This window comes from Streptosporangium sp. NPDC020072 (genome assembly GCF_040631445.1).
Lineage (GTDB): Bacteria > Actinomycetota > Actinomycetes > Streptosporangiales > Streptosporangiaceae > Streptosporangium.
On record NZ_JBEYAB010000005.1, the window covers coordinates 523,672 to 542,064 of the forward strand.

Annotated in this window: 14 protein-coding genes; 7 read left to right on the top strand and 7 right to left on the bottom strand. The window is 71.1% G+C overall.

Annotated features, from left to right (window positions below; genetic code table 11):
* The first annotated feature begins 82 nt into the window (after window positions 1-82).
* Window positions 83-658 carry a copper resistance CopC family protein gene (locus ABZ470_RS14815; RefSeq protein WP_352016434.1) on the top strand — a complete coding sequence of 192 codons (576 nt, stop codon included), beginning with the start codon at window positions 83-85 and terminating at the stop codon, window positions 656-658.
* Window positions 655-1,686, top strand: coding sequence for a CopD family protein (locus ABZ470_RS14820; RefSeq protein WP_362911671.1), 1,032 nt, complete (start codon window positions 655-657; stop codon window positions 1,684-1,686). Before ABZ470_RS14815 ends, ABZ470_RS14820 begins: the two co-directional genes overlap by 4 nt.
* Here the strand turns inward: ABZ470_RS14820 and ABZ470_RS14825 are convergent.
* The gene (locus tag ABZ470_RS14825; protein WP_352016436.1) at window positions 1,644-2,801 is read right to left on the bottom strand and encodes a hypothetical protein; all 1,158 of its coding nucleotides are present in this window, start codon (window positions 2,799-2,801) and stop codon (window positions 1,644-1,646) included. The genes ABZ470_RS14820 and ABZ470_RS14825 overlap by 43 nt on opposite strands.
* A 185-nt stretch (window positions 2,802-2,986) precedes the next feature.
* Here ABZ470_RS14825 and ABZ470_RS14830 point away from each other — a divergent pair, with 185 nt between their 5' ends.
* Together ABZ470_RS14830 and ABZ470_RS14835 are read left to right on the top strand one after the other, a co-directional pair.
* Window positions 2,987-5,566, top strand: a complete 2,580-nt coding sequence (locus ABZ470_RS14830; RefSeq protein ID WP_362911672.1) for an alpha/beta fold hydrolase — start codon at window positions 2,987-2,989, stop codon at window positions 5,564-5,566.
* A complete protein-coding gene (locus ABZ470_RS14835; RefSeq protein ID WP_352016438.1) occupies window positions 5,563-6,474 on the top strand; it encodes an ABC transporter permease subunit in 912 nt (303 codons plus the stop codon). The genes ABZ470_RS14830 and ABZ470_RS14835 overlap by 4 nt, the downstream gene beginning before the upstream one ends.
* 13 nt (window positions 6,475-6,487) lie before the next feature.
* On the opposite strand, the gene ABZ470_RS14840 is transcribed toward ABZ470_RS14835, so the two are convergent.
* Entirely contained in the window at window positions 6,488-6,667 is a 180-nt protein-coding gene (locus ABZ470_RS14840; RefSeq protein WP_352016439.1) for a hypothetical protein, read from the bottom strand.
* Between the two features lie 153 nt (window positions 6,668-6,820).
* Between ABZ470_RS14840 and ABZ470_RS14845 the strand changes: the two genes are divergently transcribed.
* Entirely contained in the window at window positions 6,821-8,938 is a 2,118-nt protein-coding gene (locus ABZ470_RS14845) for an AAA family ATPase (RefSeq protein ID WP_362911673.1), read from the top strand.
* A gap of 9 nt (window positions 8,939-8,947) precedes the next feature.
* Here the strand turns inward: ABZ470_RS14845 and ABZ470_RS14850 are convergent, their stop codons facing one another.
* Window positions 8,948-9,859 (bottom strand): 4-epi-cubebol synthase, encoded by a 912-nt coding sequence (locus tag ABZ470_RS14850; protein WP_352016441.1) that lies wholly within the window; start codon window positions 9,857-9,859, stop codon window positions 8,948-8,950.
* Window positions 9,860-9,992: 133 nt separating this feature from the next.
* Window positions 9,993-10,394, bottom strand: a complete 402-nt coding sequence (locus tag ABZ470_RS14855) for an ankyrin repeat domain-containing protein (RefSeq protein ID WP_352016442.1) — start codon at window positions 10,392-10,394, stop codon at window positions 9,993-9,995.
* 104 nt (window positions 10,395-10,498) lie between these two features.
* Between ABZ470_RS14855 and ABZ470_RS14860 the strand changes: the two genes are divergently transcribed.
* Window positions 10,499-11,407 (top strand): PAC2 family protein, encoded by a 909-nt coding sequence (locus tag ABZ470_RS14860; protein WP_352016476.1) that lies wholly within the window; start codon window positions 10,499-10,501, stop codon window positions 11,405-11,407.
* Window positions 11,408-11,430: 23 nt separating this feature from the next.
* The gene (locus ABZ470_RS14865; RefSeq protein WP_362911674.1) at window positions 11,431-12,480 is read left to right on the top strand and encodes a Gfo/Idh/MocA family oxidoreductase; all 1,050 of its coding nucleotides are present in this window, start codon (window positions 11,431-11,433) and stop codon (window positions 12,478-12,480) included.
* On the opposite strand, the gene ABZ470_RS14870 is transcribed toward ABZ470_RS14865, so the two are convergent.
* The 3 genes from ABZ470_RS14870 to ABZ470_RS14880 form a co-directional block, all read right to left on the bottom strand.
* Window positions 12,477-13,274 (bottom strand): tyrosine-protein phosphatase, encoded by a 798-nt coding sequence (locus ABZ470_RS14870; RefSeq protein ID WP_352016444.1) that lies wholly within the window; start codon window positions 13,272-13,274, stop codon window positions 12,477-12,479. The genes ABZ470_RS14865 and ABZ470_RS14870 overlap by 4 nt on opposite strands.
* Window positions 13,275-13,396: 122 nt before the next feature.
* Entirely contained in the window at window positions 13,397-15,985 is a 2,589-nt protein-coding gene (locus tag ABZ470_RS14875; RefSeq protein WP_362911675.1) for a tetratricopeptide repeat protein, read from the bottom strand.
* A gap of 224 nt (window positions 15,986-16,209) precedes the next feature.
* Window positions 16,210-18,309 (bottom strand): M6 family metalloprotease domain-containing protein, encoded by a 2,100-nt coding sequence (locus tag ABZ470_RS14880; protein ID WP_362911676.1) that lies wholly within the window; start codon window positions 18,307-18,309, stop codon window positions 16,210-16,212.
* Window positions 18,310-18,393: the final 84 nt, after the last annotated feature.

The following is an 18,393-nucleotide window of genomic DNA, read 5'->3' on the forward strand; positions in this document are numbered from 1 at the left end:
GTTCCGTGGCCGATTCCCGCCCCCGCCCACCAAGATGGGAGCATTACCGGAACACGACGAACCCACAGGAAGGCCACGATCGGTGAGGCGGCTACTGACTGTCCTGCTGCTCACGGGCACCGTGCTCCTGAGCGTGGTCACCCCGGCGCGGGCCCACAACATCCTGGTCGGCAGCGACCCCGAGGACGGCGCCTCGCTGGCCACGGCCCCCGGGCGGATCACCTTGACCTTCGACCAGCCGGTACGGCAGGGCTTCGCGCAGATCAGCGTGACCGGTCCCGGCGAGACCCGCTGGGAGGAGGGCAAGACCGCCGTCTCCGGCGCGAAGGTGAGCGTCGGGGTCAGGCCGCTCGGCCCCGCCGGGCAGTACGTGGTGGGCTACCGCATCCTGTCCTCTGACGGTCACCCGGTCTCTGACAAGGTGACCTTCACCCTGACCGCGGCCGGCACCGGCTCCCCCGCGCAGGCCGCCCCAGGTGCCCCTGAGGCCTCCGGCGCCCCGGCCCAGGAGCTCGACCTGAGCGCCCAGGCCGCCGAGGCCGCGCAGAACGGCGGCGCCGGGATGGCCGTGCTGTGGATCGTGGCCGCCCTCGTCCTGCTCGGCGGTGCGACCGTCGTCGCGATGCGCCGCAGCGGAGGACGGGAGGAGACCCGGTGACCGCGACGCTGGAGCGCTCCTCGGAGGCCGGATCGGTCAGGAGGCTGGTGGCCGGTGGCTTCGTCTCCGGCGCGCTGCTGGCCGTACTGGCCGCGACGACGCTGACCGCGGAGGCCGCCGTGCCGGGCATCGCCGTGCCCGGCCCGGTCGTCGAGTACGGCCTGCCCGTGCTGCGGGTGCTGCTCGACCTGGCGGCGGTGGCGGTCGTCGGGCTCAGCGTGCTGCCGAGGATCCTCGGTTTCGACGACCCCGAGCGCACCGAACCGGTGATGCGCAGGGCCAGACCGGCCGCGGTGACGTTCGCCTGGGCGTGGGCGGTGCTGGCGCTGGTCGTCATCGTCTTCCAGACGGCCCAGCTCAACCCGGGGACCGTCCCCACCCCGGCGATGATCGCCGCGTACGTCAGCGAGGTCGGCGCGGGCCAGGGAATGCTCTTCAGCGCCGCCTGCGCCCTCGCCTACGCGGGCGTCGGGCTGCTGGCCGTACGGTTCGGGGAGAAGGTGCCCGCCGAGCTGCGGATCGTGATCGCCTTCTTCGGGCTGCTGCCGATCCCCGTCACCGGGCACGCGGTGAACTCGATATGGCACGACCCGATCATGATCTCGATGGAGCTGCACGTGATGGGCTCCGCCGCGTGGACCGGCGGGCTGCTGGTCATCATGCTGCTGGTCGCGCGGGACCGTGAGCTGCTGGCCGGGGTCCTGCCCAGGTTCTCCAGGCTGGCGACGCTGGCCCTGGTGCTGGTGAGCGTCTCCGGGCTGGTCAACGGCCTGGCCTCGATGGCCCTGACCCAGGGGGTCGAGCTGCCCGGAGCGCTGCTCGACGGGCACTACGGGCTGCTGGTGATCGCCAAGGCCGTGTGCGTGGGGCTGCTGATCCCGTTCGCCGCCCACATCAGGTTCCGCCTGCTGCCGCGCATCGCCGCGCGGCAGGGGACGGCCGTCGTCGCGTGGGCGGCGGCGGAACTCACCGTGATGGGCCTGGCCTACGGGTTCGCGGTCGCCCTGACCACGGCCTCCATGTCCTGAGCCCGGAGCCTGAAGCGGGTCAGCGCCCACTCGGCGCCCAGCCAGAGCACCGCCAGCAGGACCCCGCCCGCCGCCAGGACCATCGGTGAGACCAGCGGCGGGGTGAGGTAGGCGGCGCTCTGCAGGCGCAGCGCCTGGCCCACCACGACGGTGACCGCGAGCGATCCGGCCAGCGCCCGCAGCACCGGGTTCCTGATCAGGAACGCCAGGTCGACCATGAGCGCCCCGGCGATCAGGAAGACGGGCACCGCCGAGCGCGGGAAGCCCGTCACGGCGAGCAGCGGCCAGATGACGGCGCGGTAGGCGACGTAGGAGGCGGCGACGGCGGTCGCGGTGAGGACGCGTCCCGTCATCGCGCGGGCGACGACCAGGACGATCATGGCCGCGGCCACCCCGTAGACCGGGTAGAGCTCGTCCGGCACCGGGAGCGAGAACTTGACCACCATGTCCCGGTCAATGGCGCGGCCCATCTGGTCGGCGGCGAACTGCAGCAGGATGGGTTCGGCCTCGGGCCGGCCCCGGTCCCAGGCGGCGATGCCGAACACGCCGTACTCCTGGTGCTGGGCCGGGAACCAGACGTTCTCCAGCAGGAAGACGCCCAGGGCGCCGAGGACCAGTGTGCGGGTGCGGCCGGGAGGCGCCCCCGTGAACCATCCCCTGGTCACACCGGAGACCATCAGCAGCGTGCCGATGTAGAGCATCATGTGCGACGGACTCCACGAGGTGATGTCGAGCCCGTTGACGCGGTGGTTGATCAGGTCCAGCGGGACGGCGATGAGGAAGACCGCGGTTCCCCAGCCGATGAGCCGCTGCGCGGTCCTGTCCACGCCGTAACCGGTGTAGAGGTGGATGATCGTGAGCGTGAGCGCGATGGCGGTGCCGACGCTGTTGAGCAGGTGCGGCGGCGCCAGGTCGTCACGGAGCCACTTGAAGTGCCAGGAGACGTCCCAGGAGGCGCCCAGGACCTTGAAGGAGAAGGCGACCAGCCAGCCGAAATAGAGCACCCGGAACAGGTCCTCCGGGGTCTGCCTGCCCGCTTTTCCCCTGGTCCAGTAGGGCAGGGCCCACTGGATGGCCTGTGTGGCGCTTCGTTTTGGACTCACGACGAACTTCACGCGCGAAATGATGCCCGTCCTTTACCTTGGTCCGCAATCAGGAACATCCCTGAGAGATCGGCAGGGGTTAGTCCCATACGAAGATGCTTGCACCCTTCAGGGGCTTTTGTCGCCACTTGCCCCCTATGTTCTCACTGTCGGACCGTCTCAGGTCGCTCTCAGGCTGCCCTCAGTAAGCTCGCCGCATGAAGCTCGCGGGCAAGCCTGTCGCCGGAATCACGCTGGTCACCGTACTGGTGGCCGCCGTGATCACCTGGGTCCTGTGGCCGTCGGCCCAGGAGACACACCCCCGGGAACAGAGCGTCACGGTGCTCGACGGTCCCCGTGACGACCAGCAGGTCACGCTGGACGCCACGTTCTTCCCGCCCGCCGGGGGTGGCAGGGCCCCCGCGGTGCTGCTGGCCCACGGCTTCGGCGGCAGCAAGGAGAGCGTGCGCGAGGCGGCCGTACGGCTGGCCGGGGAGGGCTACGCCGTACTGACCTGGTCCGCCCGTGGCTTCGGCCGCTCGACGGGACAGATCGCGCTCAACTCCCCCGACTACGAGGTCAAGGACGTGCGGCAGCTCCTCGACTGGCTGGCCAGGCGGCCCGAGGTCAGTCTCGACGCGGCCGGAGACCCGAAGGTCGGCGTCGCGGGAGGCTCATACGGCGGCGCCATCGCGCTGATGGCCGCCGCGTACGACAACCGGATCGACGCGATCGTCCCCCAGATCACCTGGCACGACCTGGCCGACGCGCTGTTCCCCGAGGCGGGCGGGCGGGGCCCGCTGAACGGGGTGTTCAAGCGGATGTGGGCCGGACTGTTCTTCAGCAGGGGCGGCACCTCCCCCGCTCCCGGCCCGCTGCGAGGCGCCACCCCCACCGGCGAGGCGCCTCCGGCGAGCGCGCAGGAGGTCAGGTGCGGCCGGTTCCTGCCCGAGTTGTGCGACGTCTACCAGCGGATCGCCGAGACGGGCCGGGCGACGCCGGAGGCGATCGAGACCCTGCGCAGGTCGAGCCCCGTCTCCGTGCCCGGCAGGATCAAGGTCCCCACGCTGCTGCTGCAGGGGACGCGTGACTCGCTCTTCCCCCTGAGCCAGGCCGACGCCAACGCCAGGGCCGTGGCCGCGACCGGCGCCCCGGTGGCCGTCGCCTGGTTCGACGGCGGCCACGACGGCGGCGACGGCGAGGCCGACTGGATCCACGAGCGGACCACCGCCTGGTTCGCCCGCTATCTGAAGGGGGATGCCGGGCAGGCCACCGTCCCGTTCACCGTCACCCGCGACGGCGGGCGCGACCCGGGCACCCGCCGTCCCGTCCAGCTGCACGCCACCGCCCCCGCCTACCCCGGCCTGTACGGCGCCGCGACGACCCAGGTCGCCCTGACCGGGCCCGCCCAGCCGGTCGCCAACCCGCCGGGCGGCTCCCCCTCCTCGATCTCCTCCGTCCCCGGGTTCGGCGGCCTCGGCGGTTCGCCCGGGGTGAGCCTGTCCACCGAGATGGCGGGCCAGAGCGCCCACTTCGACTCCGCCCCGCTCACCGCCCCTCTCCAGGTCACCGGCAGCTCGACGGTCCGGGTCCGGGTGCGCGCCGAGGGCACCGGAGGCACCGGAGGCAAGGTCTCCGAGGAGGGCGTGACGCTGTTCGCCAAGCTCTACGACGCCGGACCGGGTGGCCAGGCCCCGATCCTGCCCGACGGCCTGGTGGCCCCGGTGCGCGTCGCCCTCTCCCCGGACGGTACGGGCGAGGCCACCGTCGCGCTGCCCGCCGTCGACCACCGCTTCGACGCCGGGCACCGGCTGCGGGTCGCCTTCACCACGACCGACCTCGGCTACAGCACCCCGGCCGCCCCTGCCGTCTACCAGGTGGAGCTGGCCGCGCCCACGCTGACCGTCCCGGTGGACGCCGCGCTGCGGACCCCGCAGAACGGCCCGTCCTGGTGGACGTGGGCACTGCCCGCAGCCGCCGTCGTGGCCGCCGCGGTCCTGCTGCTCACCGGGCGCAGGCGCCGCCGTACGGACCACGATCCGGCCCTGGCCGACGTCCCACTGCGGATCCACGGCCTGACCAAGGCCTACCGCAACGGCGAACGGGCGGTCGACGACCTGTCCTTCACCGTGGAACGCGGCCAGGTGCTCGGCCTGCTCGGCCCGAACGGGGCGGGAAAGACAACGACCATGCGGATGATGATGGGCCTGATCCACCCCGACGCGGGCGAGATCAGGATCTTCGGCCACCGGATCTCCCCCGGCGCCGCCGTGCTGTCGCGGCTGGGGTCGTTCGTCGAGGGGCCCGGCTTCCTGCCGCACCTGACGGGACGGGCCAACCTGGAGCTCTACTGGAAGGCGACCGGCCGCCCGGAACACGACGCGCACTTCGCCGAGGCCCTGGAGATCGCCGGACTCGGCGCCGCGCTGGACCGGGCGGTCCGGACCTACTCCCAGGGCATGCGCCAGCGCCTGGCCATCGCCCAGGCCATGCTCGGCCTGCCCGACCTGCTGGTGCTCGACGAACCGGCCAACGGCCTCGACCCGCCGCAGATCAGGGAGATGCGCGAGGTGCTGATCGCCTACGCGGCGCGGGGCCGTACGGTCATCGTCTCCAGCCACCTGCTGGCCGAGGTCGAGCAGACCTGCAGCCACGTGGTGGTCATGCGCCGGGGACGCCTGGTCACCGCGGGCCCGGTGCGCGACCTGCTGGGAGAGCACACCTCGGGTGGCTCGGGTGGCGGCTCCGGCAGCCGCCTTGAGGACGTGTTCCTTGACCTGATCGGGGAGAAGGCATGAGCGAGATCCTGACGCGGACCGGTTCGCCGGTCGAGGAGGTCCCCGAGGGCCCGGGGCGGGGCGAGGGCCAGGCGGCCGGTTACCTGCCCGGCCGTACGCTGCCGCTGTCGGTCGAGTTCGCCAGGCAGCTCAGGCGGCGCCGCACACTGGTGATGTTCGGCCTGCTGCTGGCGTTGCCGTGGATCCTGGTGGCCGCCTTCCAGCTCGGCGCCGGGTCCGGTCAGCCCTCCGGGGTGCCGCGCCTGTCCGACCTGGCGACCGAGGGCGGCCTGAACTTCGCGGCGTTCGCGCTGTCGGTCTCGGCGAGCTTCCTGCTGGCGGTGGCGGTCGCGCTGTTCTGCGGCGACACGGTGGCCAGTGAGGCGAGCTGGTCCTCACTGCGTTACCTGCTGGCCGCCCCGGTCCCCCGCGACCGGCTGCTGCGGCAGAAGCTGGTGGTCGCCCTGACCTACTCGGCGGCGGCGGTCGTCTGCCTGCCGGCGATGGCGTTGCTCGCCGGGACCCTGGTGTTCGGCTGGCACGACGTGCGGGTGCCGGGCACCGGCGAGACGGTCGCCGCCCTGGACGTGCTGCCCCGCTTCGGAGTCGTGGTCGGCTACGTGCTGGTCAGCCAGTTCGTGGTCGCCGCGCTCGCCTTCCTGCTCTCGGTCGGCACGGACTCACCCCTGGGCGCCGTCGGCGGAGCGGTCGGCCTGGTGATCGTCAGCGGCATCCTGCAGGCGGTCGACGCCCTCGGCTCGCTGCGGGAGTTCCTGCCGACGTTCTGGAGCACGGCGTGGCTGGACGCCCTCGCGCCGCAACCCGACTACGGCGGCATGGTCAAGGGCGTGGCCGTCTCGGTCACCTACTCGGTGGTCCTGGTCGCCCTCGCCTTCCGCCGGTTCCGGCGCAAGGACGTGGTTTCGTGATCCCCGGCCGCCCCTACCAGTGGGGCGGCCGGTCCTCCAGAAGCCTGTCGTCGTCGCTGGGCTCACGCCAGGTGCCCCAGCCGATGTCGGTGTCGTCCCCTGTCTGGTCAGGCAGGATCGGCGGGCCGTCGTCGGAGAGATCGACGGGACGCAGATCGTCGGGATGCAGGTCGTCGGGCTCAAGCGAAGTCACGGGTCCATGCTAGCCAGCGTCGCGCCGACTCCTCCGCGCCACGAGCTGACGGATGGGGAAACTCCTGCCCGCTTTGCGGCCTCAGGGACAGCCGGCCGCCCGGACGGGTACGATTCGGATGGTCAGGTGTCAAGCTACCCCCGTGAGGCGGCCATGGCAGCGCCATCAGGATGGCGGCGAGACGGCAATCTCCCGAACGAGCTCACCAGCTTCGTCGGGCGCACCAGGCTCCTGACCATCCTGCGGCAACGGCTGCGCGAGCACCGCCTCGTCACCGTGACCGGCATCGGCGGGGTCGGCAAGTCGCGTACGGCGCTGCGCATCGCGCACCAGATGCGCGACCAGTTCAAGGACGGCGTCTGGTTCGCCGACATCGCCAGGCAGCGTGACCCGGGGATGCTCAGGCACACGATCAACTCGGCCCTGGGCATCGCCGACCAGTCGTCGCGCTCCGCCGAGGAGGCGCTGGTCGAGTGGCTGAACGACCGCGAGGTCCTGCTGGTCATCGACGCCTGCGAGCATGTCGACTCGGCCTGCGCCGAGCTCTTCGAGGAGCTGCTGACCCGCGCGAGCGGCCTGACCATCCTGGCGACCAGCCGTCACTCGCTCAACGCCAGGGGCGAGCACACGGTCACCGTCCCGCCGCTGACGGTGCCGGGCAGCGTGCCGGGCGAGAACGTCTTCACCAACGAGGCCCTGCTGCTGTTCGCCGCGCGGGCGAGCGCGGTGGTGCCCGGCTTCGAGCTCGACGAGCGCAACGTCGGCTCCGTCAGCGAGCTGTGCCGCCGTCTCGACGGCATCCCGCTGGCCATCGAGCTGGCGGCGGTGCGGCTGCGGGCGCTGTCCGTCGAGCAGATGCTCGACCTGCTGGCCGACCGGTTCAGCCTGCTGGCGGGCGCCAGCCGTACGGCGCTGCCCAGGCACCAGACGCTGCGTGCGGCGATCGGCTGGAGCCACGAGCTGTGCGAGCCCGCCGAACGACTGTTATGGGCGCGGCTTTCGGTGTTCGCGGGCGACTTCGAGCTGGACGCCGTCCACTACGTCTGCGCCGGGGACAACCTTCCCCACGAGACGATCGTGGACCTCATCAGCAGCCTGGTCGAGAAGTCGATCCTGCTGAGCGACGGCACCCCGTCCGGGCACCGCTACCGGCTGATCGACACGCTGCGCGACTACGGCGAGGAGTGGCTCAAGCACCTCGACGAGCGGGAGCGCATCAGGGAACGGCACCGCGACTACTACCTGCAGCTGGCCTACCGGAGCGAGGAGGCCTGGTCGGGTCCCCGTCAGGTCTACTGGCACGTCCGGATGCGTCACGAGCACGACAACATCAGGGTCGCCCTCGACTACTGCCTGAACACCCCGGGTCAGGTGCTCTCCGGGCTGAAGCTGCTGTCGTCGCTGTGGTTCATGTGGGTGGCCTGCGGGCTGGCGCGCGAGGGCAGGCTCTATCTTGAGAAGACCCTGGAGCTCTCGCCCGAGCCGAGTCCCGAGCGTTGCAAGGCGTTGTGGGTGCTCTCCTACATCCACAGCGCCCAGGGCGACATCACCGGCGCCATCGCGGCGGCCGAACAGTGCAGCGCGGACGCGGTGCGCGTCGGCGACTCGGGCGCGGTGATCCTGGCCACCAAGATGCTCGGCACGGCCGCCTTCCTCCAGAACGACCTGCACAAGGCCAGCGCGCTGCTCGGCGTCGCCATCGAGTTCCACAAGAGCGGCCGGGAGCTGAACCCCGGTCTGCTGCCCTCGATCGTCGAGCTGTCGATGGTGCTGCTCATGCAGGGTGACCCCGGCGAGGCCGAGACACTGCTGCGCGACTGCATCACCGTGTGCACCCAGCGCGGTGAGCTGTGGCTGCGTTCCTACGCCATCTACGCGCTGGCCAGCGTCCACCAGGCGATGGGCCAGACCACCGAGGCCATGACGAACGCGCGTGAGGCGCTGCGTCTCAAGCGTTACTTCCACGACGTCCTGGGCATCGGCCTGGCGATCGAGGTGGTCGCCAGGCAGGCGCTTGAGGCCGGTCAGCCGGAGCTGGCCTCGCGCCTGATGGGCGGTGGCCAGGCGAACTGGCGCACGTTCGGGATGCCCCAGCTCGGTTCGCCCTTCTTCAACGCCGAGCACGACCGCTGCGTCAAGGAGTGCAAGAGCCTGCTGGGTGAGCAGGAGCACGAGAAGGCCTTCGCCGCGGGCAAGAAGCTGGGTCTGGAGGAGCTGATCGAGCTCGCACTCGGAGAGCAGGAGAGCGACGACCGGCTCCCCCAGGACTGAGCGCTCGGTTCACTCCTCGGCGATCCGCTGCCGCCAGGCCATCGTGTAGCGGGAACTGGTCAGTGAGTAGTCGACGCTTCCGCTGATCCAGAACTCCAGGCCGCGCACGTACGCGTGCACCGCCTCCGAGCCGAGTGCCTCCAGCGTGGGGCGCCGCTCGATCATGTCGGTTATGGCCTTGTTGCGCATCATGCCGATCCGCTCCATCGCGGCCTGCCTGGAGACCCCGCCGTGTACGGCCAGCACGTTCACCAGGTTGTTCCTGGCGTTGCCGCTCTCGCTCTCCTTGGCGTAGGAGATGAGGTCGTTGTCCCACACGACGACGTCGTTGGCGCTCTCGGTGATCGCACGCACGGCGGGGTGCCGCCACTCGGCGGGGGTCAGGCGATGGCCCGCGGCGATGTCGATCAGGGCGAAGACCGTGAGCATGGCACCGGTCCTGCGCCGCATGAACAGGTAGTCCTCGATGGAGGGGACCACCTCGTCCTCACGGTTGGCCGCCTCCCAGACCTGCGCGAAGAGGTAGTCCTTCGTGACGGAGCACCAGCGGTCGAGCTGGTCGCCGTCGGCGTGCGCGGAGATCCTGTTCTTGATCTCCAGCAGCATCCTGGCGAACCTGTCGTCGACCTCGTATCCACCGTCCAGTCCTTCGAGGACGGCGTAGAACTGGGGCAGCGCGCGGGCTATCTCGGCGGCTCTGCGGTCGGACTCGCAGAAGGCGTCGTCGAAGGCGAACAGCCACACGCACCAGTCGGTCACCAGGCGGAGCAGGTCGTGCTCCGCGTAGGGGTAGGTCCGGCCACCCAGCCAGCCGTACCTCGCCTGTCTGTAGCGCTCGACCGTTTCGGCGTCCTTGAGCATTCCCGAGGCGATGAGCCAGTCCAGGGTCTCCCGGTCGACTCTCTCGACGTGGGGACTCACCTCACTCGGGAAGGGGCAGGGCAGCGGGGGGATGTGCAGACGCCGATCGGACTGAGGTGTAGTAGTAGTTCCCACCTGTCAAGGATCCCCGAACGCCACATGATTTCAATATGTCGCCATATAGGAGACATCACTAATCAGGGTAACGTTCGAACCATTTCAGATACTGCTCGTGGCCGAACATCCGGGCGGTCTCCCGCGCGGACGGGGTCCCCTGGTCCGGATCGGCGCCCGCGTCCAGAAGCGCCTTGATCACCTCGGGCTCCTTCTTGAAGACCGCTCCGGACAGCGGGGTCTGGCCCCGGTCGTTCGCCCGGCCGGGATCGGCGCCGAGGGCGGTCAGCGCCCTGACGGTCTCGGCGTGGCCGTGGTAGGCGGCGAGCATCACCAGGGTGTCGCCCCTGTCGTTGGTCAGGTTGGCCGGCACCCCGGCCTCGACGTACGCGCGGAGTCTGTCGGTCTCACCAGCCCTGGCCAGGTCGAACAGGCGGGTGGCGAACTCCTCCAGCTCAGGGTCGGACTGCATGGGAACCATTCTGCCCCGGTAGGGTTCCCAGTGATCGCCGGGGTGCGTGGAATTCACCGGACGGCCCAGGGGTTCATGCTGTGGAGAGACGACCGACGAAAGGCTGGGAGACGGTGTTCGACCCGACGGATCTCTACCGGCTCAGCGGAGAGATCCCTGAACTGACCGATCCGGTGCTTCTCTACCACTTCGACGGGTTCGTAGACGCGGGCGGCGCCGGACGGCTCGCCCTCGGTCACCTGCTGGGCGAGCTTGAGCACCGCGTCGTGGCCACGTTCGACGTGGACCGCCTGCTCGACTACCGGTCCCGGCGCCCGATCATGACCTTCGACACCGACCGCTGGGTGTCCGTGGAGAGCCACGAGCTCGCCCTGCACCTGGTCCACGACACGACGGGAACCCCGTTCCTGCTGCTCACCGGCCCCGAGCCGGACCGCGAGTGGGAGCTGTTCACCGAGGCCGTCGGCACGCTCGTCACCAGGCTCGGCATCGGCAGGCTGGTGACCCTGCACGGCATCCCGATGGCCGTGCCGCACACCCGTCCGCTCGGGATCACCGGCCACGCCAGCCGTCCCGAGCTGGTCTCCGGCCACAACAGCGCCTTCGGCAGGGTCCAGGTCCCCGGGAGCGCGGCCGCGCTGGTGGAGTTCCGGCTCGGCGCCCGGGGGCACGACACCCTGGGTTACGCCGTGCACGTCCCGCACTACCTCGCCCAGGCGGAGTACCCCGCGGCGGCCCTGACGGCGCTGGAGGCGGTCACCAGGAGCACCGGCCTGGTGTTCCCGCTGGACGGCCTGCGTGAGGCGGCGGCCAGGACCGACAGCGAGATCGCCGAGCAGATCAGCGCCTCCGAGGAGCTCTCGACGGCCATCACCGGCCTGGAGCAGCAGTACGACGCCTTCGCGGCGGGCGCGCAGCGCGAGAACCTGATGGCCGAGTCCTCCGAGATGCCGACCGGCGACGAGCTCGCCGCCCAGTTCGAGGCCTTCCTCGCCGAGCGTGACGAGCAGCGCGGTGACTGACCAGGCCCGGCGGGTGCCCGGCGATGGGTGAGACGGTGCCCGCCCTGCGCGTCGGTCTCGCCGGGTACGGCGTCGCCGGGGCGCTCTTCCACGCCCCGCTGATCGCCGCGACCCCCGGCCTGAGCCTGTCCGCCGTGGTGACACGCTCTCCGGAACGGGCCGCCGAGGTCGCCAGGAAGTACGGCGCGCGGGCGGTCGGCGACGCCGAGGAGCTGTGGGGCGTCTGCGACCTGGTGGTGGTCGCCTCCCCCAACCGCACCCACGTCCCGCTGGCCGAGGCGGCGCTGCGCGCGGGGGTGCCGGTCGTGGTCGACAAGCCGCTGGCGGCGACCGCGGCGCAGGCCCGGGGGCTGGCGGAGCTGGCGCGTGAGCGCGGCCTGATGCTGACCGTGTTCCAGAACCGGCGCTGGGACGGCGACTTCCTGACGATCCGGCGGCTGCTGTCGTCGGGGGAGCTCGGCACGGTGAACCGCCTGGAGTCCCGGTTCGAGCGGTGGCGGCCCGTGCCGAAGGGCGGCTGGCGTGAGTCGGGCGGCGCCGAGGAGGTGGGTGGCCTGCTGTACGACCTCGGCAGCCATCTGGTGGACCAGGCGCTGAGCCTGCTCGGCCCGGTGACGCGTGTCTACGCCGAGTCCGACGCCCGGCGGCCCGGGGTCGCCGCCGACGACGACACCTTCGTCGCGCTGACGCACCTCTCGGGCGCTCGCTCCCATCTGTGGATGAGCGCGCTCTCGCCCATGCCCGGCCCGCGTTTCCTGGTCGCGGGCTCACGGGCCGGATACTCCAAGCACGGTCTCGACGTGCAGGAGGAACGGCTGCGCGCCGGGCTCTCCCCGAGCGTCCCCGGCTTCGGCGACGAACCGCCGCAGCGGTGGGGCACGATGGGGGCCGGTGACGACCTCCATCCGGTCCGCACCGAGCCCGGCGCCTATCTCGACTTCTACCGTGGCGTCGTGGCGAGCCTGCGCGAGGGGGCGCCCGCGCCGGTCGACCCCGAGGAGGCGATCGAGACCCTCACCGTCCTTGAGGCCGCCCGCCGCTCGGCCACGGAGGGCCTGGTCGTCGGGCTCTAGTCCCGCAGGCGTGCGCGCAGGGCTCCGGTGTCGTCCTCGTTCCACCCCTGGGCGCCCAGCCAGGTCAGCGGGCCGCCGAACCGGTTGTCGAGCACGTCGAGGAACTGCTGGATGTACTCCGCGCGCGGCCGGTGGTCGGAGTCCGGACGGGAGTCGAGGTCGGCACGGTAGGTGGGGCTGGAACGCAGGCGCGCCAGGATGTGGTCGATGCGGTCGCCGGTGGCGACGTAGTCGGCGACGATCGCCTCCCGGGTGACCCCGGCGACCTCAAGGGCGAGGGCGGTGACCACGCCGGTGCGGTCCTTGCCCGCCGCGCAGTGCACGATGGCGGCGCCGTCGTCGTGGGCCAGGGCCCGCAGCGCGGCCACGACCGAGTCGGGGCGCTCGCGAAGGTAGCCGTAGTAGTAGCCGGTCACCCGCAGCTCGGCGAGGGTGTCCTCGTCCATCTCCTGCCAGGGAAGCACCCGGTCCGCGTCGATCCTGTCGGCGTCGACGTCGGTGTTCACGCCGCCCTCGGCGAAGAGGGTGAGATGGTGGATGCTCACCTCGGGGAAGCGGGTGAGCGGTCCAGGGCCCTCCAGGGTCACCTCGGCCACCGAGCGCAGGTCGACGACGTGGCGAAGCCCGAGGTCGCCGACGAGCAGGCCGAGGTCGCGTTCCGTCAGCGCCTGCAGGTTGTCCGACCGGTACACCCGGCCGAAGCGTGTGGTCCCGCCGTCCTTCGTCGCGAGCCCGCCGAGGTCGCGCACGTTGACGGCACCTTCAAGATGAATCCATCGCGTCAGTTCGTTCATCACTACTGAGCTTATACGTCAAGGTATGACCAAGCAGTGAACGTCTGGGGCAGATTGCCGCAAATGACAACCCCCATTGGGCGATGCCCTTTCCCGGGATACCGTCGCGCCGAATACCGCCCTCAGGAGGTCGCCTGCCCGAGGCACTCCTGCGCCCTGCGGAGGAGTTCGAGCACCCGGCCCACACCTCCCTGGTTGCCGAGGCTGCGGTAGATGTCCTGGGCCTGTTCGAGCAGGGGCAGGGCCGCCTCGCAGTCGCCCGCCTCCAGGTGCGTCTCGCCGAGGTAGCGCAGGCTCCTGGCCATCCACCAGCGGTCGCCCAGTTCCTCGAACTGCCGTACGGCCCGCGTCAGCGCCTGCTGCGCCTCCCCGGTACGGCCCAGCCTGCCGTGGGCGCGCCCCGCGGAAAGCTCGGCCCTGGCCACGCCCCAGGAGTCGCCGAGCGCGGCCAGCATCTCGGCGGCCCGCCGTACGTAGATCAGCTCGCGCAGTCCGTTGGCCGGGTTGCCCACCTCGCCGGCCGCGCGCAGGCACCTGGCCTCCTCCCACAGCTCTCCGCGCAGCCGGAACATCTCCGCGGCCCGGTCCAGGCTGAACCCGGCCCGGGTGAAGTTCTCCCCCGCGGCCTTGGCGTCTCCCTGGCTCTCCAGCGCCCGCGCGGTCGCGCCGAGCACCTCGCCGTAGACACGCAGGGTCTGCGCCTCCGAGTAGCGGTTACGGTCGTGCTGGAAGACCGCCAGGGCGTCCTCAAGCGGCTCTGCGGCCTCCTCCGGCCTGCGCTGGGCGAGCCTGAGCTCGGCCAGGTTGCGCTGGCTCCTGGCCGTCCACCAGCGGTCGTCCTCCGCCTTGAACGCGGCGATCGCCTCGTTCAGGTAGCCCTGGGCCCGGTCGAGGTTGCCGTCGTTGAACAGGGTCATGCCGACCGAGCGCATCGCCCGCGCCGCCCACCACGACTCCCCCAGCTCGGTGAAGATGTCCAGTGCCCTCTCGGCGTCCTGCCTGGCGCTGTCGCGGCCGCCCTGCCCGCCGGCGACCGCGGCCCGGTCCAGCAGCGCGATGCCCAGGGCCCGCCGGTCGTCCAGCCGGGTCGCGGCCTCGCAGACGATCTCGGCGACCGCGCGCCAGTCGGACCAGTAGGCCCGCAGCGAGTGGCACAGCGAGCAGAAGGCACGGCCCAGGCTCCAGGCCAGCTCCCACATCTCCAGGCTCTTCGCCTGGTGGATCATGGCGACCAGGGTGCGGCGCTCGGCGTTGAGCCAGTCGGCGGCCGAGGCCTGGGTCAGCTCACCCGAGACGGCCAGGTCCGCCCGCCTGCCGCTGCGGCCCCAGTCCTGCGGCCACCGGGCCACCGCGGCGCTCTCGGCCCGGCGTCGGTAACCGGACAGCACCCGTTCGATGGCCGCCCTTCTCTGCACGTCGTCGTCGCGGGCGAAGGTCACCTCGCGGGCGAAGATCCGGACCAGGTCGTGCAGGCGGTAGCGCATCGCGCCGGAGAAGTCGACACCGGCGGAGTCGGCGAGCTGGGCGTCGATGAGCGCCTCAAGCTGGTCGGCCCCCTCAAGCTCCGAGGCCGCCAGCAGCTCTCCGGGCACCCAGCCGGGCACGTCGGGGGCGGTGAGCAGGCTGAGCATGCGCAGCAGGCGGCGCTGGATGCCGGTGCAGTCGTCGTAGCTGAGCTGGAGCGAGGCCCGCACGCTCCGGTCCTGCCCGCCGCGCAGTTCGAGCTGGTCCAGGCGGCGCCGTTCGTCCCTGAGGCGGTCGGCCAGCTGGCGCAGGGTCCAGTTCTCCCGGGTGGCCAGGCGCCCGCCGCAGATGCTGATGGCCAGCGGGAGGTGGTCGCACATCCGTACGATCTCGTCGGCCGCCTCAAGGTCGGCGGCGACCCGCTCGCCTCCGGCCAGCCTGGCCAGCAGTTCGACGCCCTGCGCCGAGCTGAACACCGACAGCTGTTTGTCGTAGGCGTTGAGCAGGAACAGCGGGTTCCTGGAGGTGACCATGACCACGCATCCGGGGTCGGCCGGGATCAGGTCCCTGACCTGGCTCGCCTCCTGGGCGTTGTCCAGGCCGATCAGGATGCGCTTGCCCTTGGTCCAGGTCAGCCAGAGTCTGCGCAGCTCGGTCAGGCCCCCGGGGTCGGTGGTCAGCCGCACGCCCAGCGCGCGCAGGAAGCCGATCAGCACCTCCTCCGGGCGGACCGGCGCCTCGATCGTGCCGCGCAGGTCGGCGTGGAGCCTCCCGTCGGGGAAGCGGTCGGCGACCTCCTGGCCGAACCTGGCGATGAGCGCGGACTTGCCCACCCCGCCTCTGCCGTACACCGAGATGACCAGCGGCGCGAGGGGCTCGGTGCGGGAGCGGTCGCGGTGGCGTTCGGTGAACACCCGGCGCAGTTCGGCCAGTGACTCCACGCGCCCGGTGAAGTGCGCCGGCCTCGGCGGCCACTGGTCGGGCGGACGCCAGAACGCCCCGTCGTCCGCGACGGTCTCCTCCCGGCGCGGTCTTGAGGTCGCCCAGGCGATCGCCCCGGCCAGCATGCCGGAGACCATGACGATCGCGGCCCTCCACCACGGTGAGAGGGAGACCACGTCCGGCAGCGCCGTCAGGACGCTGGCACCGGTGGCGGCGATCGCCAGCGCCGCCGGGGCCGCCAGCGGTATCCGTCGCCTCGGCGAGGCGGTGTCACGACGAGCAGGCACCTTCGGCGGACCGGGCATTCACACCCTCCGGAGAGAAGCACACCACGGCGCGGCCCCCCGACTCAGCCGACGCGTCGTCTCTGCCTCGATTCAACCAGACACCCGGCGGACGGGGGCGCCCACCGAGGGACTGATCATCCGATAGAGCGATATCTCGGAAAATTGATGATTTATCGCTGTACAGCGGGACACAGCGGCCTCCTCGCGAGAGCCCTCTCGCGAGGAGGCCGTGAGGTGTCAGGTCACAGGCCGACCACGTGACAGGTCGCCCTGGCGGTCTTGGACGGGTCGCTCTCCGAGGTTGCGGTCAGCGTGACCTTGGCCAGGCGCGAGCCGCCCGAGGCCCGCTGGGCGTTGACGGCCACGAGGGTCCGATCGCCGAAGCCGGCGGTCGCGAGCTGGTTGGGCAGCGTGGCCGTCCAGCCCCTGCCCTCGACGCTCGCCGACAGACGGTAGACGTCCTCACCGAGGTAGGCGCTCACGTCCTCGGGGTGGCTCCCCTGGGCGGGAGCCTTCCTGCCGGTGTTGAACAGGGGGAAGCGGCAGGTGGACAGTCCCCGGTCCGTGGGCAGCCCGGCCGCGGGCAGCAGCCGTACCCCGCGCTTCTGGGGACCGGCGCCGTCCAGGGAGCGGATCGCCACCGTGTAGGACAGGACGCCCTTGCGGTCGCGCTCCACGTCAAGGACGTAGAAGTGGAGCCGGTTGGCCTGGTCCACGTACTCGAACTCGGAGCCCGAGTCGCTGCCCGCGTGGAACAGGGCGTCCGACAGCTGACGGTAGTCGCCGATCGTGATGGGTACGGCGGTGCCGTCCGGCAGGACGTAGTCGGTCATCCCGATGTCCTGCGGGTTGGCGTCCACGACCCACTCGAAGGGCGCGCTGTCCACGTTCTTGGTCTTGGCCAGCAGCACACCCGAGTCGGGGGTGAAGGAGTCGGCGCCCATCCGGTCGACGACCTCGACGGTGTAGTTGTCGTAGCCGCCGCCGTCGCAGAACGGGTCCTTCGTGACGTCGCAGGCGGGGCTCCGGTCTCCGGTGCCGAAGGCGATGTTGACGCCGGACAGGTCACGCGGCCCGGGCTGTACGGCTCGCGCGGTCACCCTGGCCACGACGAGTCCCGACTGGGCCAGGGCGTCGCGGGACAGGCGCAGCACGTTCCGCTCGTCGACCATCTCCAGCTTGATCTTGTTGCGGAGCATGTGCTGGGCGCCCATGGAGCCACCCGAGGTCGGCGGGATCAGCCAGCGGCTGTGCGGTCCGCCGGGGCCGTTGAAGCTGCCCCGGCTGAGCATCTCCCAGACACCGGTGTAGGCGCGGCGCGGCGGCACCCCGAACGGGTTGTTGTAGTTGTCGCCGATGCCGAGGATGTGGCTGAACTCGTGGGCGTAGACGCCCTGCCCGGAGCTCTCCGCCTGGGTCGAGGAGCCGCCTCCGGCGTTGGGCCAGATGGAGGAGGCCGACGCCCAGGAGGTCCAGTCCACGTAGCGGGTCCTCGCCCAGTTGGGCAGCGCGGCGTCGGGCGGGCCGAAGTCGTCGGTCACCGCCTCCTTGGTCGGGAACTTGATCGACCCGAACTCCTGCCAGGTGGCCGACTCGTCCTGACCGGCGCTCAGGTAGAAGACGAAGTCGAAGCCCGCGGGGACATCCTGTCCCTCGGCCGAGGTCCAGGCGGCCCGCCCGTCGGTCCTGATGTTCTTGTTGCAGGTCGCCCCGGCCGGGCAGCCGGTGCCGCTCTGGAACTCCATGCCGTACTCGTACGACTTGCCGGGCATCTCGTACGGGCCGAATGCGGTCAGGTCGACGCCGTAGCGCCCGCCGGAGTCCTCCATCCAGTATTCGTGAATGGTGTGTCCCCGGTTGAGCTGGTTCGGGGTGTTGAGGAAGTCCTTGTAGAACTGGGCGACCTTGTCACGCGGGACGTCGTGGGCCTCGGCGCTGGGGTTCCTGAAGACGGTCGAGCCCTTGGGCTGGGTGACCACGAACGGCTGGTTGGCGTAGTCGAGCAGGACGAGCGCGCCGCGGAAGGTCCGCTTCGAGCCCTTGACCGAGGGGTCGGCCCACTTGGTCCCCGGCGGCTTGCGGTAGTCGGCCCACGTCATGTGGTCCGGGTTCTTCCAGTTCTGCGGGTCGATGGGCGGCGGTCCGGTGGGCCTGCCGCGCAGCGCGGCGGCACCGTCGGGTTCGTCCTGCTGCCACGGCTGGGTCTGGGGCCACTGGTCGAGGCGCCATGGGTGCTCAGGGTCGGGCGACGGATCGGCGGAGGCGGGAGCCGCGGCGAGTCCGATCGGGAGCAGCACGACGGCCGCGATCAACGCTTTCAGTAACCTGGGGGGACGAGTCACGACAAATGACGCTATAGATCGCTTTCGCGCCGATCAATCGACTTCTGTAGGAAGGTCGTCTGTCAGGTGTAGGAAGATAATCTC